Source organism: Paenibacillus sp. FSL K6-1558 (assembly GCF_038002565.1).
GTDB lineage: Bacteria > Bacillota > Bacilli > Paenibacillales > Paenibacillaceae > Paenibacillus > Paenibacillus polysaccharolyticus.
Genome location: NZ_JBBOCV010000001.1, coordinates 2885673 through 2898315, shown reverse-complemented (window position 1 = coordinate 2898315; position 12643 = coordinate 2885673). Strand labels below are relative to the sequence as shown.

At 46.1% G+C, this 12643-nt stretch carries 11 protein-coding genes and 1 other annotated feature; all 11 genes read left to right on the top strand.

Features of this window, described 5'->3' with window-relative positions; genetic code table 11:
* Window positions 1-14: 14 nt before the first annotated feature.
* Window positions 15-206 carry a preprotein translocase subunit SecE gene (gene secE / locus MHI38_RS12610; RefSeq protein ID WP_024633600.1) on the top strand — a complete coding sequence of 64 codons (192 nt, stop codon included), beginning with the start codon at window positions 15-17 and terminating at the stop codon, window positions 204-206.
* Between the two features lie 22 nt (window positions 207-228).
* Window positions 229-762, top strand: a complete 534-nt coding sequence (gene nusG / locus MHI38_RS12605; protein WP_024633599.1) for a transcription termination/antitermination protein NusG — start codon at window positions 229-231, stop codon at window positions 760-762.
* 68 nt (window positions 763-830) lie between these two features.
* A complete protein-coding gene (gene rplK / locus MHI38_RS12600) occupies window positions 831-1256 on the top strand; it encodes a 50S ribosomal protein L11 (protein WP_017692062.1) in 426 nt (141 codons plus the stop codon).
* 94 nt (window positions 1257-1350) lie between these two features.
* Window positions 1351-2043, top strand: coding sequence for a 50S ribosomal protein L1 (gene rplA, locus MHI38_RS12595; RefSeq protein WP_090924686.1), 693 nt, complete (start codon window positions 1351-1353; stop codon window positions 2041-2043).
* 68 nt (window positions 2044-2111) lie between these two features.
* Window positions 2112-2258, top strand: a sequence feature (ribosomal protein L10 leader region).
* A gap of 23 nt (window positions 2259-2281) precedes the next feature.
* On the top strand, window positions 2282-2785 hold the full coding sequence (rplJ, locus tag MHI38_RS12590) for a 50S ribosomal protein L10 (protein ID WP_090924685.1): 504 nt from the start codon (window positions 2282-2284) through the stop codon (window positions 2783-2785).
* A gap of 71 nt (window positions 2786-2856) precedes the next feature.
* Window positions 2857-3219 carry a 50S ribosomal protein L7/L12 gene (gene rplL, locus MHI38_RS12585; protein WP_090924684.1) on the top strand — a complete coding sequence of 121 codons (363 nt, stop codon included), beginning with the start codon at window positions 2857-2859 and terminating at the stop codon, window positions 3217-3219.
* A 98-nt stretch (window positions 3220-3317) separates the two neighbouring features.
* On the top strand, window positions 3318-3920 hold the full coding sequence (locus tag MHI38_RS12580) for a class I SAM-dependent methyltransferase (RefSeq protein WP_154892122.1): 603 nt from the start codon (window positions 3318-3320) through the stop codon (window positions 3918-3920).
* 413 nt (window positions 3921-4333) lie between these two features.
* Window positions 4334-7879, top strand: coding sequence for a DNA-directed RNA polymerase subunit beta (gene rpoB, locus MHI38_RS12575; protein WP_154892115.1), 3546 nt, complete (start codon window positions 4334-4336; stop codon window positions 7877-7879).
* A 112-nt stretch (window positions 7880-7991) separates the two neighbouring features.
* A complete protein-coding gene (rpoC, locus tag MHI38_RS12570) occupies window positions 7992-11606 on the top strand; it encodes a DNA-directed RNA polymerase subunit beta' (protein ID WP_154892114.1) in 3615 nt (1204 codons plus the stop codon).
* 200 nt (window positions 11607-11806) lie between these two features.
* Entirely contained in the window at window positions 11807-12055 is a 249-nt protein-coding gene (locus MHI38_RS12565) for a ribosomal L7Ae/L30e/S12e/Gadd45 family protein (RefSeq protein ID WP_090924680.1), read from the top strand.
* A gap of 150 nt (window positions 12056-12205) precedes the next feature.
* A complete protein-coding gene (gene rpsL, locus MHI38_RS12560) occupies window positions 12206-12628 on the top strand; it encodes a 30S ribosomal protein S12 (protein WP_017692070.1) in 423 nt (140 codons plus the stop codon).
* Window positions 12629-12643 lie beyond the last annotated feature (15 nt).

Below are 12643 nucleotides of genomic sequence, written 5' to 3'. Positions count from 1 at the left end.
GAGGTGTAGTCGGCGTGAAACGTAGTTTCAAATCTCTGATTTCCTTTTTCTCTGAAAGCTGGGCTGAACTTAAAAAGGTTCGCTGGCCTAATCGTAAAGAGCTGACGAACTACACGTTAATTGTACTTGGTACTGTTGTGGTTATGACGCTGTTTTTTTGGGTCGTAGATATCGGCATCTCCGCTGTGATCGAAGCGATTATTTAAGAAGGGTCCCAGGTGGCTTGATATGGAAAAAAGATGGTACGTCGTTCATACCTATTCAGGGTATGAAAATAAGGTCAAAGCCAATTTGGAAAAACGCGTAGAGTCCATGGGCATGGAAGACAAGATTTTCCGCGTTCTTGTTCCGATGGAAGAAGAAGTGGTAAACAAAGACGGTAAGAAAAAGACCGTTATGCGTAAAGTTTACCCCGGTTATGTCTTGGTCGAAATGGTTCAGACGGATGATTCTTGGTATGTTGTTCGCAATACACCAGGTGTTACCGGCTTTGTCGGTTCGACAGGTTCCGGTTCCAAACCAACAGCCTTGTTGCCAGAAGAAGTGGAACAAATTCTGAAGCACATGGGTATGGTTGAACCTAAGCCTAAAATTGAATTCGATATTAAGGAATCCGTACGTATTAAAGTCGGTCCTTTTGCGAATTTTGTGGGCTCCGTGGAAGAGATTTTGGTAGACAAGAGCAAGCTCAAGGTACATGTTAACATGTTTGGACGGGAAACACCGCTTGAGTTGGAATACACCCAAGTGGAGAAGATATAGTTTCTTCAAGTTTCTTGTGGGAGGGCTGTGAGGCCCGTTAACCACTATTTTGCAAGGAGGTGTCTATCATGGCAAAAAAGGTAATCAAAATGGTAAAACTGCAGATTCCAGCAGGTAAAGCAAATCCAGCACCACCAGTAGGTCCGGCATTGGGTCAAGCAGGTGTCAACATCATGGCATTCTGTAAAGAATTCAACGCTCGTACAGCTGACCAAGCAGGATTGATCATTCCAGTTGAGATTTCTGTATTCGAGGACCGTTCCTTTACATTCATCACTAAAACTCCACCTGCAGCAGTTCTGTTGAAAGTGGCAGCTAAAGTTGAAAAAGGATCCGGCGAGCCGAACAAGAAAAAAGTTGCTACCGTTAAACGTGACGCGGTACGTCAAATCGCGGAAACAAAAATGCCTGACCTGAATGCTGCTGACGTTGAGTCCGCAATGCGTATGGTTGAAGGTACTGCCCGCAGCATGGGTATCACCATCGAAGACTAATTTTCACACGAAACATGGCTTCGTAAAGCCGGCCGATTCGCGGCCGGTCAATGTGGGAGGTATATCCGCTAAAACCACAAAGGAGGAATATAACATGGCTAAACACGGTAAAAAATACCTGGAAGCTGCTAAGCTGATCGACAGCGAAGCAACTTACGAGCCTTCAGAAGCTGTAGAGCTTGTGAAAAAGGCAGCTACTGCAAAATTCGATGAAACTATCGAAGCAGCAGTTCGTTTGGGCGTAGACCCTCGTAAGCAAGACCAGGCAGTACGTGGTGTTGTTGTCTTGCCACACGGTACAGGTAAAACACAACGCGTATTGGTATTTGCAAAAGGTGACAAAGCGAAAGAAGCGGAAGCGGCTGGCGCGGACTATGTTGGTGATGCAGACATGATCAACAAAATCCAACAAGGCTGGTTCGAATTCGACGTCTGCGTAGCGACACCGGATATGATGAGTGAAGTAGGTAAATTGGGCCGTCTGCTCGGCGGTAAAGGTCTGATGCCTAACCCTAAAGCCGGAACGGTAACTTTCGATGTAACTAAGGCTGTTCAAGAAATCAAAGCCGGTAAAATCGAATATCGTCTGGATCGTGCAGGTCAAATTCATGCACCGATCGGTAAAGCTTCTTTCTCTTCCGAGCAATTGAATGAGAACCTCAAAGCTCTCATGGATGCTCTGAACCGTGCTAAACCGGCGGCAGCTAAAGGTGTTTATCTGAAGAACGTAAGTCTTTCTTCTACGATGGGCCCTGGTGCACGCGTGAACGCAGCAGCTTTTAGATAAAATATTCTTGACAGGTTCGCCCTGTTCTGATACTCTATAAAAGTTGTGAGTCCGAGTGACTGACCGTTGACATTTGAATATGCTTGCCGTAGACAGTAGGTGCCATATGGCTTAATTTCCTACCGAGGTGTGATTATACAACTTGAACGATGCAAATCGGATGCGAGTATATATCAAGCCTTCGTGATTCTACGGAGGCTTTTCTTAATGGGATAAATTTGATCAGGAGGTGTACAGATTGGCAAACGCAAAAGTGATTCAAGCAAAACAAGAGTCCGTTGATGTTGTAACAGCAAAATTGCGCGAAAGCGTGACAACAGTTGTTGTTGACTACCGCGGATTGAACGTTGCCCAAGCTACTGAACTGCGCAAGCAGCTTCGTGAAGCCGGAATCGAATTCCAAGTGCTGAAAAACACATTGCTTCGCCGTGCAACTGCAGCAGCAGAATTGACAGAACTCGATAGCGTTCTGACAGGACCTACTGCGATTGCATTCAGCGGAGAAGATGCTGTAGCTCCAGCCAAAATTCTGAACGACTTCGCTAAGAAGAACGATGCACTGAAATTGAAAGGTGCTGTCGTAGAAGGTCGTGTAATTGGAGAAGCAGAAGTTAAAGCGTTGGCAGAACTGCCATCCCGCGAAGGTCTCCTCTCCATGCTCCTCAGCGTGCTTCAAGCGCCAGTGCGCAACTTCGCGCTTGCGGTTAAAGCTGTTGCAGACAAAGAAGAACAAGGCGCATAAGCTACTTGATCTGAATACTGCCTAGCAGTAATGAAATACAAAAAAATAAAATTATATATGGAGGTTCAATCATGAGTAAAGAGCAAATCTTGGAAGCAATCAAAGGCATGACTGTACTGGAACTGAACGATCTTGTTAAAGCAATCGAAGAAGAATTCGGCGTAACTGCTGCAGCTCCAGTAGCTGCTGTAGGTGGCGGCGCGGCTGCGGCTGAAGCTGAGCAATCCGAGTTCGACGTAATCTTGGCAAGCGCTGGCGCTTCCAAAATCAACGTTATCAAAGCGGTTCGCGAAATCACTGGTCTTGGCTTGAAAGAAGCTAAAGAAGTAGTTGACAACGCTCCAAAAGCATTGAAAGAAAAAGTTTCTAAAGAAGAAGCAGAAACAATCAAAGCTAAGCTTGAAGAAGCTGGCGCTACAATCGAAGTTAAATAATTTAGCTTATCCAAGCTGAATGAACAAAACAACAAACCCCTTGACTTATATCAAGGGGTTTGTTGCTGTAAATGTAACTATGGAAAGTGAGTGAGGGCATGTCCAATCATTATTATTCGGACAAACCACAAGTGGCACATGATCGCAAGGCTGCGGAAGCGGTACTTCGCGGAATTAGTCTGCGACTTGTGACGGATGCTGGTGTTTTTTCCAAGAATGGAATCGATTATGGCAGCAGAGTGTTAATAGATGCGATGGAACTGCCGTCAGGCGCTCATGTTCTCGATGTGGGATGTGGTTACGGGCCAATCGGGCTTACAGCAGCAAAACTTGTACCGGATGGGCATGTCACCATGATCGATATCAATGAAAGAGCGGTTGAGCTTTCCAAAGAAAATGCCAAAGGGAATGGCATTGCCAATGTTACTGTATTGCAGAGTAATCTACTGACTGAAGTAAAGAAGCGGGATTTCGACGTAATCTTGACTAATCCTCCGATTCGAGCTGGCAAAGAAACGGTTCACACGATTTTCGAGCAGGCGTATGACCATTTGAAGGTAGGCGGAGCGTTATGGATTGTCATTCAAAAGAAACAAGGAGCACCTTCTGCGAAAGCGAAGTTGGAATCGTTGTTTACACGAGTGGAAGAAGTGACGAAGGATAAAGGCTACCGAATCTTCAAAGCGGTGAAAGAAGAGTAGAGGAACTGTGAGAGGTTCATTCGAATTTGTAAAGTAAGCAGGGGATCATTTTTTTTGCAATAGGACTATTGACTTGAAATTCAAGGCGTGGTATAGTTGTAAAATGTCAGTATTAAGATGCCCTACTTGGCTTTAGCTAACTAAAAATGTCAACCTTTTTTTACGCCGAACCGGGCTTATTATGCCTATGTTTGGCGTATAATATGTACATTTTGGGCAAACTGGGGATAAGAATGATTTGGAAAGACATCCGCCGATCAAAGTTGCTCTTTTATCGAACGACATTTCGAATAAGGGCTTTTCTTTATTTGCGGGTGCATTGCTTTGCTCTGTATGTGTACCATTATAAGGTTACAAACAGAGGTTCGCAACGAAATTTTTAAAGTGAGTAGACATTGAGGGGTGAGTTTAAGTTGGCAGGACATCTTGTTCAATATGGTCGACGCACTCGGCGCAGTTATGCACGAATTAACGAGATACTCGAAGTTCCGAACCTGATTGAAATCCAACAGAAATCGTATGATTGGTTTTTGGAGGAAGGGTTGCGCGAAATGTTCCAGGATATCTCGCCGATCCAGGATTTTACAGGTAACTTGATTTTGGAATTTATCGATTACAGTCTCGGAGAACCGAAGTATACAGTAGACGACGCGAAAGAACGCGACGTTACTTATGCAGCACCACTTCGGGTGAAAGTCCGGCTCATTAATAAGGAAACCGGAGAAGTCAAAGAGCAGGAAGTATTCATGGGAGATTTCCCGCTGATGACCAGCACCGGCACATTTATTATTAATGGTGCTGAACGGGTTATTGTCAGCCAGTTGGTTCGCTCTCCTAGCGTTTACTTCAGTACCAAAGTAGATAAGAACGCGAAAAAAACGTATACCGCTACAGTAATTCCTAACCGCGGCGCTTGGCTGGAGCTGGAGATGGACGCGAAGGATGTTGTTTATGTCCGGATCGACCGTACGCGTAAAATTCCGGTTACGGTTCTCCTGCGTTCCCTTGGTTTTGGCACAGACGCTGAGATTCTGGATTTGCTTGGTAATGACGAATATATCCGTAATACTCTGGACAAAGACAACACGGATTCCACCGAGAAAGCTCTCATTGAGATCTATGAGCGCCTTCGTCCAGGCGAGCCACCAACGCTGGATAACGCGAAAAGCTTGCTCGTTGCTCGTTTCTTTGATCCAAAACGTTACGACCTTGCAAACGTAGGTCGTTACAAAATCAACAAAAAACTTCACATCAAAAACCGTTTGTTTAATCAGCGTTTGGCTGAATCTTTGATCGACGCTGAAACAGGCGAAATTATTGCAGAAGCAGGTCAGATGGTCGACCGTCGTTTGCTCGACGAAATCATGCCTCACCTGGAGAAAAGCGTTGGATTCCGCACATATCACGTGGGGAACGGTGTTTTGGATGCCAATGATATCCCGATGCAAACGATTGATGTGTTTTCACCAATTGAAGATGGTAAAGTGGTTAAGCTGATTGCCAATGGCGACATTGACAAGTCCGTGAAAAACATCACGCCAGCGGATATCATTTCATCCATCAGTTACTTCCTGAATTTGTTGCATGGCATTGGAAGCACGGATGATATCGATCACCTGGGTAACCGTCGTCTGCGTTCTGTGGGTGAACTTTTGCAAAACCAGTTCCGTATCGGTTTGTCCCGTATGGAGCGTGTGGTTCGTGAAAGAATGTCCATCCAGGATGCGAATGTCATTACACCACAGGCATTGATCAACATCCGTCCAGTCATCGCATCGATTAAAGAGTTCTTCGGTAGCTCCCAATTGTCACAGTTTATGGATCAAACGAACCCGCTGGGCGAGTTGACGCATAAACGTCGTCTGTCCGCACTCGGACCGGGCGGTTTGACTCGTGAGCGTGCCGGCATGGAAGTCCGTGACGTCCATCCATCCCACTATGGCCGGATGTGCCCGATCGAGACACCAGAGGGACCAAACATTGGTTTGATCAACTCCTTGTCGACGTTTGCGCGTGTGAACGAATACGGCTTCATTGAAGCTCCATATCGTTGGGTTGATCCGAAAACGGGTGTTGTCACTGAGCAGATTGATTATCTGACAGCAGACGAAGAGGACAACTATGTTATCGCTCAGGCGAATGCGAAGCTGAACGAAGATAGCACTTTTGCAGAAGATGCGATCATTGTACGTTACAACAAACAGTCGGATAACATCCTTACGATGCCGAGTGAACGAGTGGACTACATGGACGTATCTCCTAAGCAGGTTGTATCGGTAGCTACAGCGCTCATTCCGTTCCTTGAGAACGATGACTCCAACCGTGCCCTGATGGGATCAAACATGCAACGGCAGGCGGTTCCACTCTTGATTCCTAAAGCTCCGCTTGTAGGAACGGGTATGGAACACAAAGCTGCGAAAGACTCCGGTGTATGTATTGTTGCCGATTACGACGGAATTATTGAACGTTCCTCTGCGAACGAGATCTGGCTTCGTCGTGTAGAAGAGGTTGACGGTCAAGAAGTCAAAGGCGATATCGTTAAATATAAATTACACAAATTTATGCGTTCGAACCAAGGAACATGCATCAACCAACGTCCGATCGTAAAAAGAGGCGCTACTGTTAAAGCTGGCGACATCCTTGCTGATGGTCCTTCGACGGAAATGGGTGAACTTGCTCTTGGACGCAACGTAGTCGTTGCCTTCATGACATGGGAAGGTTACAACTATGAGGATGCGATCCTACTCAGCGAAAAACTCGTTAAGGAAGATGTATATACATCCATCCATATTGAGGAATATGAGTCGGAAGCTCGTGATACGAAGCTCGGACCTGAAGAGATCACACGTGATATCCCTAACGTTGGGGAAGAAGCGCTGCGTAATCTGGATGAGCGTGGTATTATCCGCATTGGTGCCGAAATTGCTGCTGGCGACATTCTCGTTGGTAAAGTTACACCAAAAGGGGTAACAGAGTTGACTGCAGAAGAACGCCTCTTGCATGCAATCTTTGGTGAAAAAGCTCGTGAAGTGCGTGATACATCTCTACGTGTACCTCACGGTACCGATGGTATCGTAGTTGACGTGAAAGTATTTACCCGTGAAAACGGAGATGAACTGCCACCAGGTGTGAACCAACTCGTTCGTGTTTATATTGCTCAAAAACGGAAAATTTCCGAGGGTGATAAAATGGCCGGACGTCATGGTAACAAAGGGGTCGTGGCCCGCATCTTGCCGGAAGAGGATATGCCTTTCCTGCCAGACGGTACACCGGTTCAAATCGTTCTTAACCCGCTGGGCGTACCTTCGCGTATGAACATCGGTCAAGTGCTTGAAGTTCACTTGGGTATGGCAGCAATGCAGCTTGGTATCCACGTAGCAACACCTGTATTCGACGGGGCGAAAGAGTATGACGTCTTCGATACAATGGAAGAAGCAGGTATGCAACGTAATGGTAAAACCGTGCTGTATGATGGTCGTACTGGTGAAGAGTTTGAACGTGAAGTTACCGTTGGTGTCATGCACATGATCAAACTGGCACACATGGTTGACGATAAAATCCATGCCCGTTCCACAGGTCCTTACTCACTTGTTACGCAACAGCCGCTGGGTGGTAAAGCCCAATTTGGTGGACAGCGTTTCGGGGAGATGGAAGTTTGGGCGCTTGAGGCTTATGGTGCCGCTTATACTCTGCAAGAAATCTTGACGGTTAAATCCGATGACGTTGTTGGTCGGGTGAAAACGTACGAGTCCATTGTCAAAGGCGAGAATGTACCGGAACCAGGTGTTCCTGAGTCGTTCAAAGTATTGATCAAAGAGCTACAAAGCTTGGGTATGGACGTTAAGATTTTGAGTGAAGATGAGCAAGAGATTGAAATGAAAGAAATGGACGATGAAGATGACGCTGCGAGCGATAAGCTCAGCCTCAACCTTGAGGGTACAGAGGTCGGAGCGGAATAATCGCTTCGGGCGCATGATGACCGGCGTTTTTCATCAGGCTCACGTCATGCTCCGGCTACAGCCGGGGCATGCGTAACCTAGAATACAGGAATTGGTTAAGGAGGGTTGCTCCTTGTTGGACGTCAACAATTTCGAATACATGAAGATCGGGCTTGCTTCCCCAGAGAAAATTCGTTCTTGGTCCCGCGGAGAAGTGAAAAAACCGGAAACGATCAACTATCGTACGTTGAAACCGGAAAAAGAAGGGCTGTTCTGCGAAAAGATTTTTGGCCCTACAAAAGACTGGGAATGCCATTGCGGTAAATACAAACGCGTTCGTTATAAAGGCGTTGTCTGTGATCGCTGTGGCGTTGAAGTAACACGTGCGAAAGTCCGTCGTGAACGTATGGGCCATATTGAGCTTGCTGCTCCGGTATCGCATATCTGGTACTTCAAAGGTATTCCGAGCCGTATGGGTCTCGCACTGGATATGTCTCCAAGATCTCTCGAAGAGATCATTTATTTTGCATCATATGTAGTAACTGATCCAGGAGAAACTCCACTGGAGAAAAAACAGCTGTTGTCCGAGAAGGAATATCGCAGCTACCGTGAAAAATACGGATACGGCTTCCAAGCAGGCATGGGTGCAGAAGCAGTTAAAAAATTGCTTCAAGACCTTGATGTAGAGAAAGAGCTTGAATTCCTGAAGGAAGAGCTTCGCACTGCACAAGGGCAACGTCGTAACCGTGCAATCAAACGTTTGGAAGTGATTGAAGCATTCCGTAACTCTGGCAATAACCCAGAGTGGATGATCATGGATGTACTTCCTGTCATTCCGCCGGAACTTCGTCCGATGGTACAACTGGATGGTGGACGTTTTGCTACGTCTGACTTGAATGACTTGTATCGCCGTGTAATTAACCGGAACAACCGTCTGAAACGTCTGCTTGACCTGGGCGCGCCAGATATCATCGTGCAAAATGAAAAGCGGATGCTGCAAGAAGCAGTTGACGCCTTGATCGATAACGGTCGTCGTGGACGTCCTGTTACAGGTCCGGGTAACCGTCCTTTGAAATCCCTCAGCCACATGCTGAAAGGTAAACAAGGTCGTTTCCGTCAGAACTTGCTCGGTAAACGTGTTGACTACTCCGGCCGTTCCGTTATCGTTGTCGGACCTTACCTGAAAATGTATCAGTGCGGTCTGCCTAAAGATATGGCACTGGAACTATTCAAGCCTTTTGTGATGAAAGAGCTTGTGAATAAAGGACTTGCCCACAACATCAAGAGCGCAAAACGTAAAGTTGAGCGTGTGAGTCCTGAAGTATGGGATGTTCTTGAAGAAGTCATCAAGGAGCATCCGGTTCTGTTGAACCGTGCCCCTACGCTTCACCGTCTCGGTATTCAGGCGTTTGAACCGATTTTGGTTGAAGGTAAAGCAATTCGTCTTCACCCACTCGTATGTACGGCATACAATGCCGACTTTGACGGTGACCAAATGGCCGTGCACGTTCCATTGTCTGCTGAAGCTCAAGCGGAAGCGCGTATCTTGATGCTTGCATCAGGTAACATTTTGAACCCGAAAGACGGTAAACCGGTTGTAACTCCTTCCCAGGATATGGTTCTTGGTTCGTACTATCTGACGATGGACAACAAAGAAGAGAAGGGTACAGGTATGGTTCTGCGTACAGTCAATGAGGCTGTATCTGCATACCAACGGGGGACTGCCGGACTGCATGCACGTGTAGCTATTCCAGTTAAGGCGCTTGGTAAAACAAGCTTCACGGAAGAGCAACAAAAAGGTATGTTGCTGACTACGATCGGTAAAATTATCTTTAATGAAATTTTCCCGGCAACCTTCCCTTATATCAATGATGCGACTCGCGCGAACCTGTATCAAGGTACAGCCGATCATTCATTTGTTTATGAGAAAGGTACTGACTTGAGAGAGGCAATCATGAATGCTCCTCAAGCTGGCGGTGTCGGCAAAGAATACCTCGGTTCCATCATCGCTCGTTGTTTTGAAATTTATCATACAACCGAAACTGCGGTTATTTTGGATAAAATTAAACAACTTGGATTCACGTATTCGACGCGTGCGGGTATTACCGTAGCCGTGTCCGATGTTGTCGTTCCACCTGAGAAATTCGAAATTCTCAGACAGTCCGAAGATAAAGCTCAGATCGTTACGAACCAGTATCGTCGTGGTTTGATTACGAATGAAGAGCGCTATGACCGTATCATTGATATCTGGTCAAAATCCAAAGATGACATCACGGATATTTTGATGAAATCCATGGATCGTTATAACTCCATTATGATGATGGTTGACTCCAAAGCACGGGGTAACAAATCGCAAATCACTCAATTGGGTGGTATGCGTGGTCTGATGGCCAACCCGTCTGGTCGTATTATCGAACTCCCAATCAAATCGAACTTCCGTGAAGGTCTGACAGTACTCGAGTACTTTATTTCCACTCACGGTGCGCGTAAAGGTCTCGCGGATACAGCCCTGCGTACAGCCGACTCAGGTTACCTGACTCGTCGTCTCGTAGATGTAGCCCAAGACGTAATTGTGCGTGAAGACGATTGTGGTACAGATAAAGGCTTTACGGTTAGTCGTATCCAGGATGGTAAAGAGGTCATCGAAGATCTCTACGACCGTATTGAAGGCAGATACTGCTTCGAAACTGTTCGTCATCCGGAAACAAAAGAAATTATCGCTGGCCGCAATGAATTGATCGACTCTGACAAAGCAGAAGCGATTATCAAAGCTGGCGTAACCAAATTGCAAATCCGTTCCGTTCTCAGCTGCCGTGCAAGTCATGGTGTCTGCAAGAAGTGTTACGGTCGCAACCTTGCGACAGGTAAACACGTGGAGATTGGTGAAGCGGTTGGTATCATTGCCGCACAATCCATTGGTGAGCCAGGAACACAGCTTACAATGCGTACGTTCCATACCGGTGGTGTAGCCGGAGACGACATCACGCAAGGTTTGCCTCGTATCCAGGAGTTGTTTGAGGCCCGTAATCCTAAAGGTCAAGCAACAATCAGTGAGATTGACGGTGTGGTTAAAGAGATTCGCGAAGCGAAAGACCGTCGTGAAATCGAAATTCAAGGTGAAGCAGAATCCAAAGTATACTCTGTTACTTACGGTTCCCGTGTTCGCGTAAGCGAAGGTATGGAAATTGAAGCGGGTGACGAGTTGACAGACGGTTCTATCGACCCGAAAGAAATGCTACGCATCAAAGGCGTACGTGGCGTACAGAACTACATTTTGCAGGAAGTACAGCGCGTATACCGTAACCAAGGCGTAGAAATCAATGACAAACACGTTGAAGTTATGATCCGTCAAATGTTACGTAAAATCCGTATCGTTGATGCGGGAGATACAACATTGTTGCCAGGATCATTTGTAGATACGCATGAGTACGAAAGAGCGAACAAAATTGCGATTCTGAGTGATAAAGAGCCAGCGGTTGCAAAACCAATCTTGCTCGGTATTACAAAAGCATCCCTTGAAACAGACTCCTTCCTCTCTGCGGCATCGTTCCAAGAGACAACACGTGTACTGACGGATGCAGCGATCAAAGGTAAAGTGGATCAGTTGCTCGGTCTGAAGGAAAATGTTATCATCGGTAAGCTGATCCCTGCTGGTACGGGTATGAACCGTTACCGCAGTATCAAATTTGCTGAGCCTGAAGATGGCCAATCTTCTGTAGAAGAGCTGGAGCCAGTTTCGGTAGACTAATATAGATTTCCTCTTTCTGAGGAATTAAAGAATGTGTATGTCAGGAAGCGACGTTTGTAATATCCAAGCGACGAATCCTGATGTACACAAACTTTATAAAAACTTTTTGGAATAGCATTGACAATGCTTGCGCTAGATGCTAATATATCAAAGGTGCGTGGGCAGCTGATTGTAATTGGTCCTATTCGGAGGAATGTATGATGTCTAATGAAAAAGGCTTGCAAGATGCTCATGTCAAGATTGGTACCAAACAGACCATGCGGACAGTGCAGACAGGAATGGCTTCAGAAGTCTATGTCGCAGAAGATAGTGATCCGCAGCTCACTTCCAAAATCATTGCTTTGTGTGAACAACACAATGTGAAGTACACGAAAGTGGACACAATGAAAAATCTCGGCAAAGCGTGCGGGATTGGAGTGGGAGCAGCGATGGCTGCTGTCGTAAAATGATACGGTAAGGAACGTTTTTGTCCGAGAACATTTAAGGATTCTCCAAGGCAAAAACTTTTCATTTGTCTTTTTATGAACCGCCTGGGTCTGTGGGCTTAGATAAAGGTTTGTAAAGAAACATGAATAATTGAGGAAGGGGGTGGCAATCACATGCCAACTATTAACCAACTGGTTCGTAAAGGACGTCAAGCTAAAGTTGAGAAGTCAAAATCACCAGCTTTGCAAAAAGGGTTCAACGCTTTGAAACGTGAATCCACTAACATCAGTGCCCCACAAAAACGTGGTGTCTGCACTCGTGTAGGTACAATGACTCCACGTAAACCGAACTCTGCACTTCGTAAATATGCCCGTGTTCGTTTGACGAACCGTCTCGAGGTAACTGCTTATATCCCGGGAATCGGACATAACCTTCAAGAGCACAGTGTGGTATTGATCCGCGGAGGTAAAGTAAAAGACCTTGCAGGGGTTCGTTATCACATCGTTCGTGGAGCTCTCGATACTGCAGGCGTGAACAACCGTATGCAAGCTCGTTCTAAATACGGTGCTAAACGTCCAAAAGCTAAAAAAGCCTAAATTATGATAAGCAGA

Coding starts and splice junctions, on each gene's coding strand:
- rplK (WP_017692062.1), top strand. CDS start 831: ATGGCAAAAAAGGTAATCAAAATGGTAAAACTGCAGATTCCAGCAGGT.
- MHI38_RS12580 (WP_154892122.1), top strand. CDS start 3,318: ATGTCCAATCATTATTATTCGGACAAACCACAAGTGGCACATGATCGC.
- rpsL (WP_017692070.1), top strand. CDS start 12,206: ATGCCAACTATTAACCAACTGGTTCGTAAAGGACGTCAAGCTAAAGTT.
- rplA (WP_090924686.1), top strand. CDS start 1,351: ATGGCTAAACACGGTAAAAAATACCTGGAAGCTGCTAAGCTGATCGAC.
- nusG (WP_024633599.1), top strand. CDS start 229: ATGGAAAAAAGATGGTACGTCGTTCATACCTATTCAGGGTATGAAAAT.
- rplL (WP_090924684.1), top strand. CDS start 2,857: ATGAGTAAAGAGCAAATCTTGGAAGCAATCAAAGGCATGACTGTACTG.
- MHI38_RS12565 (WP_090924680.1), top strand. CDS start 11,807: ATGTCTAATGAAAAAGGCTTGCAAGATGCTCATGTCAAGATTGGTACC.